The organism is [Clostridium] aminophilum DSM 10710 (assembly GCF_000711825.1).
In the GTDB taxonomy this organism is placed as follows: domain Bacteria; phylum Bacillota; class Clostridia; order Lachnospirales; family Lachnospiraceae; genus Clostridium_R; species Clostridium_R aminophilum.
The window spans coordinates 51,278-70,263 of record NZ_JONJ01000012.1; the positions used below are offsets into that span (position 1 = coordinate 51,278).

20 protein-coding genes are annotated in these 18,986 nt (G+C 48.9%); 19 read left to right on the forward strand and 1 reads right to left on the reverse strand.

The features are described 5' to 3' along the window. The first annotated feature begins 319 nt into the window (after positions 1-319). The 12 genes from BR86_RS0109675 to BR86_RS14725 all read left to right on the forward strand — a co-directional run bounded on the left by BR86_RS0109675 (position 320) and on the right by BR86_RS14725 (position 11,215). On the forward strand, positions 320-997 hold the full coding sequence (locus BR86_RS0109675; protein ID WP_031473430.1) for a polyphosphate polymerase domain-containing protein: 678 nt from the start codon (positions 320-322) through the stop codon (positions 995-997). Positions 998-1,162: 165 nt separating this feature from the next. Next, positions 1,163-1,834, forward strand: a complete 672-nt coding sequence (locus tag BR86_RS0109680; protein WP_031473432.1) for a DUF4956 domain-containing protein — start codon at positions 1,163-1,165, stop codon at positions 1,832-1,834. 75 nt (positions 1,835-1,909) lie between these two features. Continuing rightward, on the forward strand, positions 1,910-4,000 hold the full coding sequence (locus BR86_RS0109685) for a carbohydrate-binding domain-containing protein (protein WP_031473435.1): 2,091 nt from the start codon (positions 1,910-1,912) through the stop codon (positions 3,998-4,000). A gap of 197 nt (positions 4,001-4,197) precedes the next feature. Further along, positions 4,198-4,473 (forward strand): type II toxin-antitoxin system RelB/DinJ family antitoxin, encoded by a 276-nt coding sequence (locus BR86_RS0109690; RefSeq protein WP_031473436.1) that lies wholly within the window; start codon positions 4,198-4,200, stop codon positions 4,471-4,473. Beyond that, positions 4,473-4,751: a type II toxin-antitoxin system YafQ family toxin gene (locus tag BR86_RS0109695; RefSeq protein WP_031473437.1), complete on the forward strand. Its 279-nt coding sequence runs from the start codon at positions 4,473-4,475 to the stop codon at positions 4,749-4,751. Before BR86_RS0109690 ends, BR86_RS0109695 begins: the two co-directional genes overlap by 1 nt. Positions 4,752-4,903: 152 nt before the next feature. Next, positions 4,904-6,190 (forward strand): hypothetical protein, encoded by a 1,287-nt coding sequence (locus BR86_RS0109700; RefSeq protein ID WP_031473439.1) that lies wholly within the window; start codon positions 4,904-4,906, stop codon positions 6,188-6,190. Positions 6,191-6,563: 373 nt separating this feature from the next. Beyond that, positions 6,564-7,241: a vWA domain-containing protein gene (locus BR86_RS0109705; RefSeq protein WP_031473441.1), complete on the forward strand. Its 678-nt coding sequence runs from the start codon at positions 6,564-6,566 to the stop codon at positions 7,239-7,241. Positions 7,242-7,386: 145 nt separating this feature from the next. Next, positions 7,387-8,811, forward strand: coding sequence for an AAA family ATPase (locus BR86_RS0109710; RefSeq protein ID WP_031473443.1), 1,425 nt, complete (start codon positions 7,387-7,389; stop codon positions 8,809-8,811). A gap of 173 nt (positions 8,812-8,984) precedes the next feature. Next, positions 8,985-9,803, forward strand: coding sequence for an ADP-ribosylglycohydrolase family protein (locus BR86_RS0109715; RefSeq protein ID WP_038288450.1), 819 nt, complete (start codon positions 8,985-8,987; stop codon positions 9,801-9,803). A 182-nt stretch (positions 9,804-9,985) separates the two neighbouring features. Beyond that, complete coding sequence (locus BR86_RS0109720; protein ID WP_031473447.1) at positions 9,986-10,201, forward strand: hypothetical protein; 216 nt, start codon at positions 9,986-9,988, stop codon at positions 10,199-10,201. 14 nt (positions 10,202-10,215) lie between these two features. Beyond that, on the forward strand, positions 10,216-10,962 hold the full coding sequence (locus BR86_RS0109725; RefSeq protein WP_031473449.1) for a TraX family protein: 747 nt from the start codon (positions 10,216-10,218) through the stop codon (positions 10,960-10,962). Between the two features lie 49 nt (positions 10,963-11,011). After that, positions 11,012-11,215 carry a macro domain-containing protein gene (locus BR86_RS14725; protein ID WP_038288452.1) on the forward strand — a complete coding sequence of 68 codons (204 nt, stop codon included), beginning with the start codon at positions 11,012-11,014 and terminating at the stop codon, positions 11,213-11,215. A 103-nt stretch (positions 11,216-11,318) separates the two neighbouring features. Here BR86_RS14725 and BR86_RS0109735 read toward each other — a convergent pair whose 3' ends face one another. After that, positions 11,319-11,747 (reverse strand): RNHCP domain-containing protein, encoded by a 429-nt coding sequence (locus tag BR86_RS0109735; protein ID WP_031473451.1) that lies wholly within the window; start codon positions 11,745-11,747, stop codon positions 11,319-11,321. 330 nt (positions 11,748-12,077) lie between these two features. Here BR86_RS0109735 and BR86_RS0109740 point away from each other — a divergent pair, with 330 nt between their 5' ends. The 7 genes from BR86_RS0109740 (at position 12,078) to BR86_RS0109770 (ending at position 18,983) form a co-directional block, all read left to right on the forward strand. After that, positions 12,078-13,019, forward strand: a complete 942-nt coding sequence (locus BR86_RS0109740; RefSeq protein ID WP_031473453.1) for a sugar-binding transcriptional regulator — start codon at positions 12,078-12,080, stop codon at positions 13,017-13,019. A 233-nt stretch (positions 13,020-13,252) separates the two neighbouring features. Further along, complete coding sequence (locus BR86_RS0109745; RefSeq protein ID WP_031473455.1) at positions 13,253-13,867, forward strand: DAK2 domain-containing protein; 615 nt, start codon at positions 13,253-13,255, stop codon at positions 13,865-13,867. A 56-nt stretch (positions 13,868-13,923) separates the two neighbouring features. Further along, the gene (locus BR86_RS0109750; RefSeq protein ID WP_031473457.1) at positions 13,924-14,922 is read left to right on the forward strand and encodes a dihydroxyacetone kinase subunit DhaK; all 999 of its coding nucleotides are present in this window, start codon (positions 13,924-13,926) and stop codon (positions 14,920-14,922) included. Between the two features lie 88 nt (positions 14,923-15,010). Further along, positions 15,011-15,889 (forward strand): 3-hydroxy-5-phosphonooxypentane-2,4-dione thiolase, encoded by an 879-nt coding sequence (lsrF, locus tag BR86_RS0109755; RefSeq protein WP_031473459.1) that lies wholly within the window; start codon positions 15,011-15,013, stop codon positions 15,887-15,889. Positions 15,890-16,092: 203 nt separating this feature from the next. Beyond that, on the forward strand, positions 16,093-16,419 hold the full coding sequence (locus BR86_RS0109760) for a hypothetical protein (protein ID WP_031473461.1): 327 nt from the start codon (positions 16,093-16,095) through the stop codon (positions 16,417-16,419). 236 nt (positions 16,420-16,655) lie between these two features. Next, positions 16,656-17,768 (forward strand): sugar ABC transporter substrate-binding protein, encoded by a 1,113-nt coding sequence (locus tag BR86_RS0109765; RefSeq protein ID WP_031473463.1) that lies wholly within the window; start codon positions 16,656-16,658, stop codon positions 17,766-17,768. Positions 17,769-18,026: 258 nt separating this feature from the next. Continuing rightward, complete coding sequence (locus BR86_RS0109770; protein ID WP_031473465.1) at positions 18,027-18,983, forward strand: ABC transporter permease; 957 nt, start codon at positions 18,027-18,029, stop codon at positions 18,981-18,983. Positions 18,984-18,986: the final 3 nt, after the last annotated feature.

Here is an 18,986-nt window from a genome sequence, read left to right on the forward strand (position 1 = left end):
CATGGTCACCTCCTATGATGCAATGGACAGATCGGAACTGCTGTTTATTTCTTTTTTCAGCAAAAATATTATAAAATTGTTTCGAAAAAAATACAATACGATGCATTATTTATTTTTCGCAATAGGTTGTACGTACGGACAGGAGATTTCCGCGAAATTCCCTATACCTTAAAACCGCTCCGCGAGGATGCGCATGCTTGCTGAATTGTGAAAAAAAGTTCACTCGAATATCATGAATAAGTCACATTTCTGTTGATAATGGTATATATAAAAGTCGAAAAAATAAAAGATTATTTTTCCGGCAAAGGAGGGCACGCATATGGGGACAAAATACCGACATGAATGGAAACATGTGATCAATGCTGCTGACCGTATCGCGATACGGCAGAGACTCCGGGCGGTGGCCCGGCCCGATCCGCATACGGTGGACGGAAAATATATGATTCGGAGCCTGTATTTTGACGATCTGAATGACACGGCGCTGCGGGAAAAAATCGATGGAGTGAATCTAAGAGAGAAATTCCGGATCCGTTATTATAACGGCGATACAAGCCGGATCCATCTTGAGAAGAAGTGCAAGACCAACGGCCTTTGCAGTAAATTCAGCGCCGCGCTCACCAGAGGCGAAGCGCAGTCGATCGCAGACGGACGGATCGAATGGATGCGGGACGACGGCCGGCCGCTGGTTAAGGAACTCTATGTTAAGATGAGAAATCGCGGTCTTAAGCCGAAGACCATCGTGGATTATACCAGAGAACCCTTCATCTTTGGGCCGGGCAATGTCCGGGTCACCATCGACTATGACATCCGCACAGGGATGAACGGAACCGATTTTCTGAATCCGGACTGTATTACCGTCCCGGCCGGTGATGCGGCCATCATTCTCGAAGTCAAGTGGGACGAATATCTGCCGGACATCATCCGCGACGCGGTGGACCTGAAAGGACGCCGGGCGGAGGCATTTTCCAAATACGCCGCCTGCCGGATCTACGGTTAAGCAATCCGGAGGCAAAGAACATTCTCGCACCGGTCAGCGGAATGCCGGAACTGTAAGTGAACCGGAACCGAAAGTGAGCCCGAAAATGAAAGAAAACCAGAACCGACAGGAAACCCGGAATCGTATAGAACCTGCAGCGGTAAGGAACACAAAGGAGAGCATGATATGACATTTAACGACATTTTCAAATCCAGTTTTTTAAACAACGTAAACTCAGTCAGTATTCTGGATATGGCGCTCGCCATGATCCTGGCATTTGGCATCGGAATGTTTATCTTTTATGTGTATAAGAAAACCTATGCCGGCGTAATGTATTCATCGAGTTTTGGTGTGACACTTGTCGCGCTGACACTGATTACCACACTGGTCATCCTTGCCGTGACGTCCAACGTGGTTCTGTCTCTTGGTATGGTCGGTGCGCTGTCCATCGTTCGTTTCAGAACCGCGATTAAGGAGCCGATGGATATCGCGTTCCTGTTCTGGTCCATTGCGGCCGGCATCGTTCTGGCAGCCGGCATGATTCCGCTGGCAGTGTTCGGAAGTGTCATGATCGGAATTGTACTGCTTCTGTTTGCAAACCGGAAATCCCACACCTCTCCGTACATCGTGGTGGTGACCTGCGACGGCCATGACAGTGAGAAAAATGTGACCGAGTATTTGAAACAGCACACCGCAAAAACTCAGGTGAAGAGCAAGACCGCCCGGAAGGGTGAAGTGGAACTGAACATGGAAATCCGCCTGAAGGACGACAACACCGATTTTATCAACGAGCTTACCGAACTGCAGGGCGTGGAGCATGCCGTTCTCGTCAGCTACAACGGCGATTATATGGGCTGACGGAAACGCTTGGGATCGCATCGACGAACACATGGAGATAGAAAGATTCCGGGAAGCTCAGAAAGAAGGGAAGATATGTCCAAGAACAAATTGATAGACCGGATCTGCATTGTTGCTACGATCCTTGCGATGGTCATCACGATTCTCTTTATCAACGGAGAATCGCTGGGACTGAAAAAAATGGTCGATGCGGATTCCGATCTTGCCGAGACTTCCGGGGGATTCACGGAAAATGACCTGAACAGTGCCTGGGATACCGCATCCGCCGTGACCATCACGCTGGAAGGCAGCAGCGGAACCGTCTCAGGAGACGGCGCGTATTTTCTGAACGGTGATCTCGTGATTGCAACTCCCGGAAAGTATGTGATCAGCGGTACGTTGGATGACGGAAGTATTATCGTGGATTTTGATCAGAAAGCCAAAGTGTGGATTCTCCTCGACGGCGTGGATATTACCTGTTCCGATGACGCCTGCCTGCGGGTAAATGAGGCAGACAAGGTATTCCTGACGCTGGCGGAAGGATCGGAAAACCGGATGCACAGCGGAGCGGAGTACTCGGAAGAAGCTCTTTCCGACGGAACCGGCGGCGTGATTTATGCACATGATGATCTGACCATCAACGGAAGCGGAGCGCTGACCATTGAGGGAGATTACAAACATGGCATTGAAGCCAATGATGATCTGGTGATTGCCGGCGGAACCATCGGTGTCACCTGCGTCCAGGATGGTTTTCATGTCAATGACAGCCTGAAGATCACAGGCGCATCCATCACGGTGAATGCGGGGGATGACGCACTGCATTGTGATACGGAGATTACCATCAAGAGCGGCACCATTTTGCTGGAAAGCTGCTATGAGGGAATCGAGGCGCCGACGGTTACCATCGATGGCGGAGACATCACCATCTACCCGACCGATGACGGTATCAACGCCAATGGCGGCGAGAACAGTTTCGGAATGGGAGGCGGCCCGGGCGGTGGTCCGGTCGGAGGCATGGGCATGCCGCCGGAAATGCAGGACAGCGCGCAGAAATCGGCGGGAGAACAGGATACAGCAGGTACAAATGAGACTGTCGCAGATGCTGCGGCAACGCCGGAGAGAACCGGCATGCGGACATCACAGCAGGTTCAGAAAGATGAGAATACAGAGTCCGCTTCAGATTCTGACAATGAAGATGACGATGTTCAGCCGACGATTACCATCAACGGCGGAACCGTTACGATCATCAACGAAACCGGAATGGATGCCGACGGCATTGACTCCAACGGCGATATTATCATTAATGGCGGAACGGTGTTCGTGAGCCTGTCGGGAAGCGGACCGAACAACGCACTTGATTACGGAAGTGAGAACGGCGGAACGTGTCAGATCAACGGAGGCACGGTGATCGCCTGCGGCGGCAGCACCATGCTGGAGGAAGTCTCCGCGGATTCCGGTCAGTGTTCGCTGGTCTATGTGCCGGAGGAGAGCGCAGCGGCGGGAAGCATCGTCAGCATTCTGAGCGCTTCCGGAGAAACGGTTCTCTCACGGGAGATTCCGCTGGAGGCAACGGCGCTGACACTCAGCAGCCCGGAGCTGGAGCAGGGACAGACTTACACTGTGGTCATCTCTTCCGTGGGAAAGGAGGACATAACAACCGAAGTCACCTTTGATGAAAAGGTTCAGTCCATCAATGTTTCCGGTAATGCGGGATTTGGCGGCAGAGCCCAGATGGGAGGCGTTCCGTTCGGAGAAGCGGACGGAGCGGCAGATTCAGAGAATTCGAGTGAGAGCGGATTCCCGCAGAGGGGAAGTTTCCGAGGAATGAGAAATTTCCAAACGGATGAAACAGGCGCAGCACCGGATTCGGAGAGCGCAGGCGAGAACGAAATTCAGAAGAGGGGCAGATTCCGGTTCGGAGAAACGGACGGGACATCGGATTCTCAGGACACGAGTGCAGGTGATCCGTCTCAGATGGGCAGTCTCCAGTCGGGAGACATGGGCCGAATGGGAGAAAAGACTCCGGGAGGAGCGGAAGGCGCGCAGAACACGGAAAGCGCGGACAGCGCGGACAGCACAGAAAGTGCTGCGAACACGATCATGGATTATGACCCGCAGACCTGGGCTTGGATGGGCGCGTGCGCAGTGGCAATTATCGCCGGCATCATTTTTGTAAAGAAATATTGAGAAATAGGGAGAAGCAGGGCGCCTGGGAATAGGCACCCTGCTTCTTAACATCGGGAAATCTCGCTTACAAAACGGGACTCTCGGCCTACTATTTGCTGGTGATTATAATTTTTTTGACAAAAATCTTTAAATATCGCTGAAATGATTGACAATGTAAACCAAATAAAAGATAATGAAAATGAAAGGTGGTGATCAATATGGCAACTACTCCTACTCAGATTCGCATCGATGCAGATATAAAAAAACAGGCAACAGCTTTGTTCAGCAATCTCGGACTTGATATGTCCAGCGCTGTAAATATTTTCCTTCATCAGTGTGTTTTAAGAGGTGGCCTTCCTTTCAGTGTCGAGATGCCGCAGTACAATCAGGCAACACTCGACGCTATTTCGGAAGCAAGGCGAATATCTCGAGATCCAGATGTAAAGGGATACTCTTCAATGGAAGAACTCAAAGCTGCTTTGGAGGCTGACTGATGTACCGGGTGAAATTCACCACAACTTATAAGAAAAGTTATAAGCTGATGAAAAAACGTGGTCTTAATATGTCTCTCATAGATGAGACAGTAGATAATCTTCGTCAGGGAATACCATTGGAGGAGAAGTATCGAGACCATGCATTGACCGGAAATTTTGAAGGTTTCCGTGAGTGTCACATCAAACCGGACTGGCTGTTAATATATCTAATCGAGAATGATATTCTGACGCTGACTCTCGTTGATACGGGATTTCATTCAGATATTTTTAATAAGTAAATGAACATCAAGGTCGCCGTCGGGCGACCTCTTTTTTAAAACCAAAATACGAGTTATATTTAAGAAAACACTTTGATCAGCTTTTCCTTTGATTAACCGTGTTTTACCGGGCGGCATAATTTGTTTGACAGGTACAAAAAAGGAGACAGAACTTGAAAAACATCGATAACATGGGCAAAAAGATCACTGCCGGGGATGGCCTGCATGTATACGGCAGCTTCGGAAGAGGCGTGGATTATACGGTTCGACTGGTTCTGAAGATGAAGGATGAGGTGGATGGAGATATGCTCCGGGATGCGCTGAGAAAGACAGAGCAGCGCTATCCTTATTTTTCCGTTCATCTGTGCAAAAATGATACCGAATACTATTATGAGGCCAATCCGGCGCCCATCGCTCTTTTGCATACCGACCGTCAGATTACGCTGAACGCGCCGGAGTCCAACGGACATGTCTGGGCAGTATGCTATCAGGACAACCGGCTCTTTTTAGACTTCTACCATGGCATTGCTGACGGAACCGGCATGTACAGGGTGCTCGCAACTCTCTTATATTACTATTGCAATGCTCGTTACGGAGTGACGGACCATGAGGGCATTTTTACACTGGAGGATCCGATTCTTCCGGAGGAGACCATCGATCCGCTGGATCTCTTGCCGGTCATGGATCTTTCCAAAATGCCGGCACAGAAGAGGGACGCTGCGTTCCTGATCACGGACGATGGCGGAGCAAAGCCCTGTGCGCCGATCATCACGGATATCGAGATTCCGGAATCCGCTTTTGTACGGTTTTCTTCTGCCAGTGACGCAAGCCCCGGCACGATGGTGTCTCTTCTGTTCACAAGAGCCATCGATGCGCGGTATCCGAATCGGGAGAAAATGATCAAGGCCGGATATGTGGTCAATGGCCGTCCGATGCTCCATGCGCCGGCTTCCCATCACAACTGTATAACCACGATGCGCTATGATTACTCGGAACGGCTGAAAAATATGTCCTTTGACCGGCAATGCACCGCTTTGCGCGGGATGACATTCGTGCAAAGCGATGAGGATTATGTTCAGAAGTCGATGACCGTCATGTCATCGATGTACAAAGGTTTTTTGGCAATGCCAGGCCCGGTGGAAGAAAAGGAGAAGGCTTTTGGTCAGATGATGGCGGGCGGCAGACAGTTCATTACGCATGTTGTGAGTTATGTAGGGCAGTGGAAACAAAAGGCGATCGGTTCTTACATTGACGAGTTTTGGACTCACGTGCCGGCAGCAATTGAGTTCGCTTCCGAGATTTCCGCCATCAACGGGAAGATAGGCTTGTCCATTCATCAAAAATTTGAGGATGATGAATTGATGGAGCTGTTTTTCCGTCAGTTGGAGGAAAATGGAATACCTTATACTCTGAAGGCGAAAATATCGCCGGATGTACCGCATTTTCAGAAACCGGAATAGGAAAATAAAGCTTTCGACATGGAGTGTATAACAGAAATATGAGCTTAAAATGGGATTCGCACGAATTATCAGGAGAGAGCATCGTTTGATCCTGTTGAAGAAAATGAAGACGACTGGATGGTAGCGCGTGGGGGAAGAATGGAGATTTCATTGAAAGGTCGTGATTTATTTGGCAACATCTTCAAAGCAGACCTAAAAATGAATAATCAACTAACACAAAGAGGTCGCCCGCCGGGCGACCTCTTTTCATATCCGGTTTCGTATAATGAGGGCAACTTCAGAAGTGATTACCTGAGTGGTGGAAGGGAAACGAAAGTCTGCTTGCGGACTTTGATCTTATGTCAGTATGAGACATCAGAAAGGAGATTCATTTATGCGGAAAGGATTAACGGAAGTAGTATTCATCCTGGATCGAAGCGGATCCATGCGTGGATTGGAACAGGACACCATTGGAGGATTCAATTCTCTGATCGAGCGGCAGCAGAAAGAAGAGGGAGAAGCTTACATTTCCGCCGTCCTGTTTGATGACCGGACCGAGGTCCTGTATGACAGGGTATCGGTAAACCGTGTCGAGCCGATGAACGACCGGCAGTATTTCGCCAGAGGCTGTACTGCGCTTCTGGATGCGATCGGCGGCGCCATCCATCACATCGCCACCGTTCACCGGTATGCGAGGGAGGAGGACCGCCCGGAGAAGACCATCTTCATCATCACGACGGACGGAATGGAGAATTCCAGCAGGCATTACTCCTATGAAGATGTAAAGCGGATGGTCGAACTGGAAAAAGAAGAGTACGGTTGGGAGTTTCTCTTCCTGGGCGCGAACATCGACGCGATCGAGGTGGCCGGGCGCTTCGGGATCCGGAAAGATCGCGCACTCAATTATCACTGCGACCGTGAGGGGACAAGGCTGAATTATCAGGTATTAGACGAGACCGTGTCCGCTGTCCGGAGATCCCGGGACCGTGAGGAAATGGAGCGGGGCATGGAGATGTGCTGCGAGAGAATTCGGGAGGATTACAGGAGACGGAGGTCGGAGAGTCCACGGTGAGGCTTTCCGGAATCATCTTTAAGAAGTGATAATAAAATGTTGAAAAAACATATTTGGCGATTTATAATAAAAATATAATATATAAATCGCCAAAACAATGAATTATAGTATGCTTTTGGCGATTTATATGCGGAAGGAGCGGCATATGAAGATAATTGGAAGAAAATACGAAAAAAACAGTCTTTTTCAATGCCTTCGATCGAACAGACCCGAATTTGTTGTGGTTTACGGAAGGAGAAGAATCGGAAAGACTTATCTTGTAAGAGAATTCTTTAATCGTCAGTTTTCATTTTATGCCACAGGTCTTTCCGAGACTAAAACAAAAAACCAGCTTAGGGCATTTAATGAAAGTCTGTGTTCATATGGATATAATGAAAACATGCCGCCAAAAGATTGGTTTGAAGCCTTTGGCCGTCTTCGTAAACTTCTTGAAAGTGAGAAAGTTTATAGAGAACCAATAAATAATAAAAGAGTTGTTTTTTTGGATGAACTCCCATGGATGGATACAGCAAGATCAGATTTTAAGAGCGCTCTGGATTATTTTTGGAACAGTTGGGCATCCTCGCAGGAGGATCTTGTGTTGATCGTTTGTGGTTCTGCCACATCCTGGATTATTACCAACCTTCTTTCAAGCAAAAAAGGTTTTCATAACAGAATAACAAAACAAATTCATCTTAATCCGTTTTCGCTTTCGGAATGTGAAAAACTGTTCGAACTTAACGATATAGTGATGACAAGAAGTCAGATGATAGAATGTTATATGGTATTTGGTGGCGTTCCGCTATACCTTAATCTGTTGGATTCTCGGTTAAGCCTTGCCCAAAATATTAACGAATTATGCTTTAAAGAATACGGTGAGTTACATGACGAATACACGAATCTTTTCTATTCATTGTTTGATAAGCCGGAAAAGCATATGTCGATACTTGAAGCATTGGCAAAAAAGAAAAGCGGTATGACAAGAACAGAACTTTCAAAAGAATCAAAAATCGGAGGAGGGTCAGTTTTAACCAAAGATCTCAAAGAGTTGGAAGAATGTGGATTTATCCGTAGGTATTCCGATATAAAAAAGGGAAGTAAGGAAGCGTTTTACCAACTTATAGACCCCTTTACACTCTTTGCGATAAAGTTTCTGGAAAATAAAACATTTGATTCCTGGAATACTTATATTAATTCTCCAGGATATAATTCATGGAGAGGTACCTCTTTTGAAATAGTATGCTTTAATCATATCGATAAGATCAAACAGGTTTTGGGGATCAGTGGAATTGAAACTTCTGAATTCACATGGAGAAATACAGACTCGGATAAAGGGGCTCAGATTGACCTTATTATTTCAAGAAAAGACGGTGTCATCAATCTATGTGAGATGAAATTTACAAATGCGGAATACTCATTAGATGAAGACGAATACAAAAAAATTCAGAACAGGATCGACAGTTTTCAAAATGAATCGGACGCTAAGGGAGCCATTCATGTCACTTTAATATGCGGAAATGGTTTTAAATATAATAAGTATTCCAACATAGCTCAAAACATTATTACCGGTGAAGATTTGTTTGAAACATAAGACTAAAAAAATGATTAGAACTTCTTAGATGATCGAGACGTTTTGAAGGCAGATGAATAATACAACATGATCGGGGAGGTCGCCTGCGGGGCGACCTCTTTTGCTGTCAGGCTTCGTATAATAAGGATGACTTTAAGAAATGCTCTATCATGGATGAGAGGGGGAAGAAAACGATGATCGGAGCAATTTTAGGTGATATCATCGGCGCGCCGTACGAGTTTGACCGTGGACCGAAGGTGAAGGATTTTGGCCCGCTTTTTATCCGGGGATCGGAATATACGGACGATACCGTGATGACCATCGCTGTGGCCGATGCGCTGATGGAAGCAGGAAAAAATGCAGGCGAAGCGGAGGCGAAGAACCTGTTGATCTACTCCATGCGCCGCTGGGGACACCGGTATCCGTACGCCGGATACGGCAGTCAGTTTTTTGACTGGATCTTTGAGGACGATCCGAAACCATATAATTCTTGGGGGAACGGTTCTGCGATGAGGGTATCGTCCGTCGGTTGGTTTTACGAAACGATAGAGCGGACGCGGGAAGTGGCACGGTGGACAGCGGAAGTGACGCACAACCATCCGGAAGGAATCAGAGGCGCGGAAGCAACGGCCGCCTGTATCTTTCTTGCAAGGACCGGCGCATCGAAAGAGGAGATCCGGGAATATGTCACGCGGGAATTCGGATATGATCTGTCACGAACCTGCGATGAGATTCGCCCCAATTATCATCACATGGAAAGCTGCCAGAAGACTGTGCCGGAGGCTATCACGGCATTTCTGGAAGGACAGGATTTTGAAGATGTGATCCGCACGGCGGTCTCCCTCGGCGGCGACTGCGATACCCTCACATGCATTGCCTGCAGCATTGCGGAAGCATTTTACGGTGTTCCGGACGAATTGAAGGAAGAAGGAATGAAGAGGCTGATGGAGGAGATGAAGGAGGTGGTGGTGCGGTTTGATTTAGAAAATGTAAAAAAAGAGGTATGGTGCTAACCATACCTCACACTGGATAACCAGAGAGACCTCGTCGGTCAAATATTCTTTATTGATTGCGTTGTCAGTTCAAAACACTTTTGGATAATGAAAAAGCATTTTCCTGATACTATTATAATCGACTTCTTTGAAAAGTCTATTGACAGAGTGTACAATGGAGAAGGTTAAGGAGGGCGTCTGTTATGAAAAGAAAAGGGTTATTTGACTTTGGATTTAATGATTTGAATCGCGACGGAAACATCAGCCCAATGGAGACAGCATTTGGAATGCAGGTAATGGACGAAATCTTTGGCAGCAGCGAAGACGGAGATTCGGACGAATGTGACGATGAATCCGAGGATTTCGATGATGACGATATGGACAAAGAATTCGAATCGGATGACGATTTTGACAACTGAGAAAGATAACTGATATGAACCTGAAACCTTATTTCACCTCCAACTATCTGAAACTGATCGCGATCCTCGCCATGACGATCGACCACGGATCGGACCTGCTCTATCCGGGATTTCCGGCGGAGCCGGTCCCGATCCTTCTGCATTTGATTGGAAGACTGACCGCGCCGATCATGTGGTTTTTTGTGTGTGAGGGATATCACTACACAAAAGATGTAAAGAAGTATATACTTCGGCTGGGAATCTTCGCCGTGATCTCACATTTTGCCTACTGTTTCGGGTTCGGCATCAGTCTGAACCCGTTTGAGGGCAGTATTTTCAACCGGACGAGTGTCATGTATCCGCTCTTCATCGCCGTGGTGGTTTTGTATCTGGAAGATCATGCGGACCGGATGAAGAACTGGATCAGGCACCTTCTTCAGACGGTTCTGATCTTCAGCGCGTTTCCGGCGGACTGGAGCTGCATCGCGGTCCTTGCGATTCTCGGGATGTATCGGGAGAGAGGAAATCTGGAACGTCAGATGCGGAAAATGATCCCGTGGGTGTTTGTCTATGCGCTGGTGTCGTATTTCTTTGTCAGCAAAACCTATGCGTTTGTTCAGGTCGGCGTCCTCATGGTTTATCCGATTTTGAAAATGTATAACGGCGCGCGGGGAAATGCGGCATGGATGAAATGGTTCTTTTATGCCTATTATCCGCTTCATCTGGCAGTGATCGGAATTCTCCGGCTGATGATTTACGGAGACACGAATATCTGCCTTTGAAGAATCTGTCTTTACAGAAAACGCTCATAAGAAGAAAAGAGGAATGGATATGCCGCTGAAAATTGTCCGTAATGACATTACGCGCATGGACACGGACGCCATCGTCAACACGGCCGGCGAGGTGCCGGTGGTCAGAGAGGGATGTGATACCGCCGTCCATAATGCAGCAGGATATGAAGAACTCCTTCAATACCGGATCGACCATATCGGAAAAAAACTGGAAGAGCACGGTCTTCCGTGCATCATCCGATAATGCAAAGAACGGGACGAAGCGGGGCCGACGCACTAACTTGAGTTAGTGCGCCTGCCCCGTTTCTTTCTTTTCCTGTTTCCTCACGAAAGAGTTCCCCAAAGAGTTACCATTTCAGCACACCGTCGCCACCCATCATCCGCGTCATTTCCTCAATCCGTTCCAGAGGAAACGGCGGCGCGGAAACCGGCCGCATTGCAATGGACATCAGCTTCATTGGGTTGTCATCTGCCGCCACGCGGTTCGAACTGAGCGCTCCGCATACCCGGCATCGGTGGACGATCGCCCATTCCCCGTTCTTTCTGACCCAGACGGCGATCGGCTCCATCGCTCCGCCGCAATCAGCTTGGCGGTCTCCCGGCTCAATGTCCAGATGCTTGCTGTGAAGACAATACGGACAATGATTTCTGTGTTCGCTTCCGGCGCCGTTCGGAACGACGGTCCTTCCGCATACATTGCAGACAAATGTCTCGTTGCAAGGATGTGTTTTATAGTAACCTTTATGGAATGATTTTCGTTTGTTTTCCCTGTTCATGGGGATTGTCCTCCTAAAAGTAAAATCATAAACCTTTTGGGAGGTTTGTCGGATTGTCAGCAAACCTCCCGGTTATGCTACAATCTCCATTGTTTTACGTCTGATCAAAAAGCGTTCTCCTTTTGAAAATGATTTGTCAGGCCGGCACCATGCCGGTCAAAGCTACCATAGTTTCAATATACGCTTATCGATTTCGGCATGCAATACAGTACAGCACATTTCCCGTTAGAGAAGTTATGAGAGGGTGTTATAATACAAGAAATAATGGATAATATTTGAGCCCGGTTTTCGCGGGCGCTGATTTGTGATGAGATCCAGCCGGAGGTGTCAATGATTTCGGAAGAAAAAAGAGTTCAGAGAATGATCGAGGTTTCACGCCTTTACTATGAGGAAAACTGCAGTCAGAAAGTGATTGCGGAACGGCTGCATATCTCCCGGCCTCTGGTGAGCGTTATCCTGAACGAAGCGAAAGCATGCGGAATCGTGACGATAACGATAAAGGATGCGGTGATCACCGCCGAGCAGGTCATCGATAAGCTGAAAAAAAGCTACGGAATCGACACGGTCATCACCGCGCAGGATGACGCCAACGATGATCTGACAAACCGGCGCATTGCCGAGGCAGGATATAACTATTGTTTCGGCAGATCAAACGACGGAAAACGCATCGGCGTGGGCTGGGGATCCATTATCGGAAAGATGGCGGATCATGCCGAAACACTGGAAGAGCCGAGAGAAAAGCGGGGAGCTGTTTTCCCGCTCACCGGGGGCGTGAATTCGGTGACGCGGGGGTATCATACCAATGAGCTGGTTCGCATTTTTTCGCTGAAGACCGGCAGACAACCGTATTTCCTGTATATGCCAGCATTGAATGAAACTCCGACAGAACTGGAATATTTAAAACAGACGGAACAGTTTTCGGCGATCGAGGATGAATGGGAATACATGGAGCAGGCGGTAGTGTCCATCTCGAACTTTCCGTCGTATCCGGATCTTGGCGTGCGGTCGATTTACGGAAATGCGCTGATTGAGAAAAAAGCGGTGGGAAGAATCCTGGCGTATTACTATGACTCCTATGGAAAGATCATTTCACCGGTTACCGAATCGACACTTCAGGCATCGATCAAACAGCTGCGGCAGACCGACGTGGTCGCCGTCTGCTCGAACCAGGTCAAGCCGCAAAGTGTGATCGGCGCTTTGCGGACGGGAATCATCGATAAACTGGTTATCTCGCAGGGGCTGGCGGAAAAAGTGGCGCTTGTGACATACTAAAAATAACATTTGTTAAAAACTAACGGCATTATTGCTAAAGGGAAAAACAAACTTTTAGCGATAGTGCTGTTTTTATGTAAAAAATATCCTGATATATTGACAATGTGCCCAAAAATGAATAATTATTATCTTGTAAGTTAAATTTTGTCAAGAAACAAATCGAGTTTTTATCGGATATTTTGACAGAAATTAACAAATGTTAGATTTTGGAAGGGGAGTGAAGATTACAGAAGATGATGACCAAAACACAATTGAGGACCAGATTTATCCATGCGTGTGAAAACGTCATTGCCGCGGAGACCGAGCTGACCGAGATCGATTCCAAATTCGGGGATGCCGATCACGGTCTGACAATGCACAAGATCGCGGATGCGATCAGGGCGGCGGTGGAGGCATCGGACGGAAACATTCAGGAGATGCTGGATGACGCTGCGATGGCAGTTATGACACTGAATGGAGGAAGTGCCGTTCCGCTGTGGAATACGTGGCTTGACGGTATGCAGGAAGGTTCTCCGCAAACGGAGGAAATTGATGCCACGGGGCTGCGGACCATGTTTGCTTCTGCCCTTGAAGCCCTTGATGATATGTCGGGGGCAAAGGTCGGCGATAAGACCATGATGGATGCGGTGATTCCGGCAAGCGAGGCGATTGCGGCATACGAGGGTGAGGACGAGAAGGAACTGTTTTCCATTGCTGCGGAGGCGGCACGGAAGGGAGCGGAAAACAGCAGGAATTTCGTCTCGAAATTCGGACGGGCGAAAAGCTACGGAGAGAAGACGATCGGAACGCCGGACGCCGGTGCGGTTTCCATGTCCAGGTTCTTTGAGGGACTCGCGAAGGACGAATGAGCGCGGTTTCCTTAAAAAATAAAAACACATGAAGGATTAGGAGGAGAACGACAGGTATGAAGATGAAGAAGTTTATCAACAGTGCAGAGACAATCACAGACGAAGAACTCATCGGACTCGGAATGGCTTTCAGCGACGTTGTTGAAGTAAACGGCCATCTGGTAATCAGCAAGGATCTTGCCAATGCCGATCGTGTGACGGTTGTGACCTACGGCGGTTCCGGACATGAGCCGGCACTGCAGGGATTTACCGGCAGAGGCATGCTTGATGTTGCTGCGGTTGGTGATATCTTCGCCGCACCTTCCGGCCAGCTTGTCTTCGAAGCAATGCAGCTGGCGGACAAGGGACACGGTGTTCTGCTGCTCACACTGAATTATGCCGGTGACCAGTTGGCAGGCAAGCAGGCGATGAAACTCGCGAAGAAAGCCGGAATGAATGTCCGTCAGGTCATTACCGATGAAGAGATCCGCTTTGATCCGAATGGTGAGGACAACCGCCGTGGTCTTGCCGGTGCAGTTCCGATGTATCACATTGCGGGAGCGGCAGCAAAAGCAGGCAAGAGTCTGGATGAGGTAGCCGAGATCTGTGAGCGCTACGCGAAGAACATGGCTTCCATTACCGTTAAGGTCTCCGATGCAACTCATCCGATGAATGGTATGTCGTTCGGCGATCTGGGCGAGAGCGACATGATGGAGATTGGCGCTGGTCAGCACGGCGAAGGCGGCGGCACACGCGTTCCGATGATGTCCGCGAAGGATACCGTGGCGACGGTTGCCAAACCGATCACAGAACACCTTGGCTTAAAGTCCGGTGATAAGGCATTTGTGATGATCAACGGCTGCGGCGCGACGACCATGATGGAAATGCTCATTCTCTATAAGGAGACCGTTGCATATCTTGAGAACATGGGCGTAAAGGTTGTGGCGAATATGGTCGGCGAAGTTCTGACCGTTCAGGAGGCTGGCGGTTTCCAGATGAATATCGCGAAGTGGGACGATGAGATCGAAGCCCTCTGGAATGCACCGGCACATGCCTGCAACTTCTTTAAAGAGTAAAATGCCGCAGCGATGAGTTCGAACCTTTCATGAGGAGGAAAATATCGCGAGCGGAAAAGAAATAACACTTTGGAAAGGAGGCCATAGTATGGCTGATAAGGATGGGCTGAAGGTTGCCAAGGATTATCAGGTCAATGAACCATTTGCGAATCAGGGCAATTTTCAGGTCAAGGGCGCTGCAGCACTCGATTGGGGTATGAAGCACCGTATGAGCAAGATTTTTAACCCCAGGACGGGAAAGACCGTGATGTTCGCATTCGATCACGGCTATTTTATGGGCAGTACTGCGGGACTCGAGCGTCTCGACATTACCGTGCCGAATCTGATGCCCTATGTGGATGTGCTGATGTGTACCCGGGGAGCGCTTCGCACCTGTGTTCCTGCAAATAACAATTGCGGCGTGGCACTGCGCGTCACCTCCGGCAGTTCGATGCTGAATGACGATTTAAGCCATGAGGTTGTGGCAGTGGACATCGAGGAGGCAGTGCGGCTGAATGCGGACTGTATGGCGGTGCAGACCTTTATTGGCGCAGACGGTCAGCTCTCCAGCCTGGATAACCTCAACCGAGTGGTCAATGCCGGCATGCGCTACGGGATTCCGACGCTCGGTGTTGTAGCGGTTGGAAAGGATATGGAACGCACCGACCGTTTCTTCAAACTTGCCACACGAATCGTGGCGGAAATGGGCGTGCAGATCGTAAAGACCTACAACTGCGAGCACTTTGACGAGGTTGTGGCAGCGTGCCCGGTTCCGATCGTGGTGGCGGGCGGAAAGAAACTGCCGGAGAAAGAGGCGCTGACGCTTGCCTATGACGTGATTCGCCAGGGCGCGGCGGGCGTCGATATGGGCCGCAATATCTTCCAGAGCCAGCATCCCATCGAGATGGCGCAGGCGGTAAGGAAGGTTGTTCACGAAGGCTTCACGGATAAGGAAGCGTACGAGTTCTACCTCGATTCTGTCAACTGAGGAAAATCCGTTCATGAACAGGAAATTCCTGTATCGGACAGGAGATTCCTGCATCAGACAGGGAATTCCTGCATCAGACAGGAAAATCCGGTATTGAACAGGAGATTCCTGCATCGGACAGGTGTATACGGTAATTAACAGGAAATTCCGATATCGAACAGAAGAATCCATTATCGGAAAATATATGGAAGGAGAGATAAGTCATGTCAGCGGAATATATGCATGTAGGCATTCCGGTTCTGAACAAAAAACCGGGAATGATCTACAACGAGTGGGGAAGGTTCTGGGTAAATGAGAGCGTCGATGAGTATGACTATAAAATCGAGTATCTCAAGTTTGACGAGGGAACCCGTTTCCCGGAGATCCTTTCCAAACAGCCGCATGTAGCGTACAAAGTCGATAATCTCGAGCCGTACGCAGCGCAGGCTCAGCAGATCATTTTCGGACCGGAGGCGGTTTCCGACACGGTGCGCCTTGCGTTCGTGATCGTCGATGACGCCATCATCGAACTGTACGAGGATAAGGGCTGAGAAACTCTGAACGAAAAAGGAAAAGGGAAAATAGAAAAAGAAAACAGAAAAGGGAAAGACATAAAGAGATAATCAAAAGAGCATTCCGATAATCGTAAACAGCATCAATTGAAATGAAGAATCCTCAGAGGGCGTCCTCATGGGAAGCCGCAAAACAAACCGGGGATTCGGGATGGATTATACAAAGAATTGAGATTCTATTTGGACAATATCATCAAAAAATCATAGGAGGAGTTATGAAGAAGGTACTTTCGATTGGACTTGCTTTGGTTACGGCACTCTCACTTTGCGCATGCGGACAGCAGTCGGGCGCAACATCTCAGACGGGCAACGCCGGCTCGCCAACACAGGACATGGCAGAGACAAAAGCCACGGAGAAGGCGCAGAAAGGCGAACTCAAGCACGTTAAGATGGGACTTGCAATGCAGAGCCTTCAGGCTGCGGCCTTCCATGCATGGGCAGATTATCTTCAGCAGAGATTGGACTACGAAGCGGCCAATCGCGGTTACGAGGTTGAGCTTATCACGACCAATGCGGATAACGACGTCACCAAACAGGCAAACGATATCCGTGATCTGATTGCGGCAGGATGCGAGGTCATCTTCTGCCCGTGCCTTGACTCTCAGGCTATCCTTCAGTCCGTAAAGGAAGTTCATGATGCCGGACGCATCTATGTTTCTTATTGCCGAGAGGTTTCCCATGACGCAACCGGCGATCAGGTTCCGGATCTGACAGTCAACTTCGCTTCCGAGGATCAGGCATATTACGGCATGGTGGATCTCTTTGACATGATGAAGGCCGAAGGCGTTGAACCGGTCAAGATCATTGACTGCTATGGCGACAAGACGGATGAGAACGCTCACAACAGAGAAAAGGGACTTCAGAGAGCGCTGAAGGACTATGGTTTTGAGAATGTTCCGCTGGTTGAGGTTGAGTGCGGACACTGGGAGCCGGATGTATGCGGTCAGAACCTTGAGCCGGTCCTCGCTGCAAACCCGGATGCCAATGTCATGTATTCTTCTTCCGACTTCCTGAACTCCGGTATCCAGACCGCTATGGAAAATGCCGGAATGTGGCATAAGCACGGTGAGGAAGGTCACGTTTACTTCTCTGCGTCCGATATGTATCCGCTCGGCATTCAGCATCTGCGCGAAGGTTACATGGACACCGCGGTAGACCAGGGATGCTATAACTTCGCAGTTCACGCAGCGGAAGGCGCATTTGATCTTCTCGAAGGCAAAAAGGTTGAGCAGGTACAGCTGGTTCTCGGAACCCGCGCGACCATCAACGATATCGAGAAAATCCTGAAAGAGATCCCGCTGTGGGGTAACGACTACGCAGATTATTAATCCCCCGGGGACAGATTACAGGAAATGACATAGCGAAATCATTTTCTGCACATTCTGTAGAAAGCTCTGCAACATCATTGATGTACAACTCTCTGTGGGGCGAGGCGACTGCCTCGCCCCATATCGTAAGTATTGCTGCATATGTCAGATGATATGACTATGATGCATGAATGCTTCACGGTTTTTCCGTGTTGTTTCATTATCATTTCTGGTATCTTTTGAAATCGCTATCTTCTAAGAATGGGGGGAAACACGGTTGTGTCAGAGAAACTGAAACGCTACTCAAGTGACAACAGACAGCTGATGATTATGCTGGGTGTAATCGCAGGCATGTTTATCATACTCTCGTTAACCGTCAATAATTTCTGCACCGCCAGAAACCTTACCAACCTTTTGCAGCAGATTGCGCCGATCGCCGTCATGTCGACCGGAGCGACATATGTGCTTGCAATCGGAGGAATGGACATTTCCAATCCCGCCGTTATGGCGGCATCCGCCGTGGTTGGCGTGTATTTTATGACGACGATGGGCGGAAATCTTGTCGTCGGCGCTCTTGTCATTGTATTGGTCGCATCGCTTCTTGGGCTGATCAACGGTTTTGCGATCGCAAAACTGAAGATGGTCCCGATGGTTGTTACACTCTCGATGATGACGATCGGCACCGGTCTTGCCACGATCCTCAGCGGAACCCGCGGTCTTCCGATTCTTCCGGCGTCTTTTTCGAATTTCCTCAACAAATATGCGGTGATTGTGATTCTCCTTGTCGTGGTTGCGGTTTTCGATTTTGTGCTGACCGGAACAAAATTCGGCAGAATGCTTTATTACATCGGCAACAATGCGAAGACGGCAAAGATTTCCGGTATCGACAGTGAAAACCTCATCATGTTCACCTATACCATCAGCGGATTCTGTGCAGGCATTGCGGGGGTAATCAATACCGCATCCATTGCCACCGCAAGAGCGAACATGGGACCGCAGTCTCAGATTCTTGATATCATCAGCGCAGCGGTCATCGGCGGTGTGTCTCTGAACGGCGGAAGCGGGCGTGTCCGTGACGCAGCGCTCGGCGCCGTTCTGATCGTCGGTCTGACCAACGTGATGAATCTGCTCGGCGTATCGGACTATTATACGACGCTGGTAAAGGGCGGAATCGTCATCGGCGCGATGGGGATTGCGTCCTTCCGGGGGCATCTGGCCGCAAAGAAGGGAGCGTAAGAG

Excerpts from the sequence above, each read along its gene's own strand:
- BR86_RS0109745 (WP_031473455.1), top strand. The coding sequence starts at position 13,253 with ATGATGACCAAAACACAATTGAGGACCAGATTTATCCATGCGTGTGAA.
- BR86_RS0109710 (WP_031473443.1), top strand. The coding sequence starts at position 7,387 with ATGAAGATAATTGGAAGAAAATACGAAAAAAACAGTCTTTTTCAATGC.
- BR86_RS0109735 (WP_031473451.1), bottom strand. The coding sequence starts at position 11,747 with ATGAACAGGGAAAACAAACGAAAATCATTCCATAAAGGTTACTATAAA.
- BR86_RS0109680 (WP_031473432.1), top strand. The coding sequence starts at position 1,163 with ATGACATTTAACGACATTTTCAAATCCAGTTTTTTAAACAACGTAAAC.
- BR86_RS0109750 (WP_031473457.1), top strand. The coding sequence starts at position 13,924 with ATGAAGATGAAGAAGTTTATCAACAGTGCAGAGACAATCACAGACGAA.
- BR86_RS0109725 (WP_031473449.1), top strand. The coding sequence starts at position 10,216 with ATGAACCTGAAACCTTATTTCACCTCCAACTATCTGAAACTGATCGCG.
- BR86_RS0109690 (WP_031473436.1), top strand. The coding sequence starts at position 4,198 with ATGGCAACTACTCCTACTCAGATTCGCATCGATGCAGATATAAAAAAA.
- BR86_RS14725 (WP_038288452.1), top strand. The coding sequence starts at position 11,012 with ATGCCGCTGAAAATTGTCCGTAATGACATTACGCGCATGGACACGGAC.
- BR86_RS0109740 (WP_031473453.1), top strand. The coding sequence starts at position 12,078 with ATGATTTCGGAAGAAAAAAGAGTTCAGAGAATGATCGAGGTTTCACGC.
- BR86_RS0109675 (WP_031473430.1), top strand. The coding sequence starts at position 320 with ATGGGGACAAAATACCGACATGAATGGAAACATGTGATCAATGCTGCT.
- BR86_RS0109715 (WP_038288450.1), top strand. The coding sequence starts at position 8,985 with ATGATCGGAGCAATTTTAGGTGATATCATCGGCGCGCCGTACGAGTTT.
- lsrF (WP_031473459.1), top strand. The coding sequence starts at position 15,011 with ATGGCTGATAAGGATGGGCTGAAGGTTGCCAAGGATTATCAGGTCAAT.
- BR86_RS0109685 (WP_031473435.1), top strand. The coding sequence starts at position 1,910 with ATGTCCAAGAACAAATTGATAGACCGGATCTGCATTGTTGCTACGATC.
- BR86_RS0109765 (WP_031473463.1), top strand. The coding sequence starts at position 16,656 with ATGAAGAAGGTACTTTCGATTGGACTTGCTTTGGTTACGGCACTCTCA.
- BR86_RS0109705 (WP_031473441.1), top strand. The coding sequence starts at position 6,564 with ATGCGGAAAGGATTAACGGAAGTAGTATTCATCCTGGATCGAAGCGGA.
- BR86_RS0109720 (WP_031473447.1), top strand. The coding sequence starts at position 9,986 with ATGAAAAGAAAAGGGTTATTTGACTTTGGATTTAATGATTTGAATCGC.
- BR86_RS0109760 (WP_031473461.1), top strand. The coding sequence starts at position 16,093 with ATGTCAGCGGAATATATGCATGTAGGCATTCCGGTTCTGAACAAAAAA.
- BR86_RS0109695 (WP_031473437.1), top strand. The coding sequence starts at position 4,473 with ATGTACCGGGTGAAATTCACCACAACTTATAAGAAAAGTTATAAGCTG.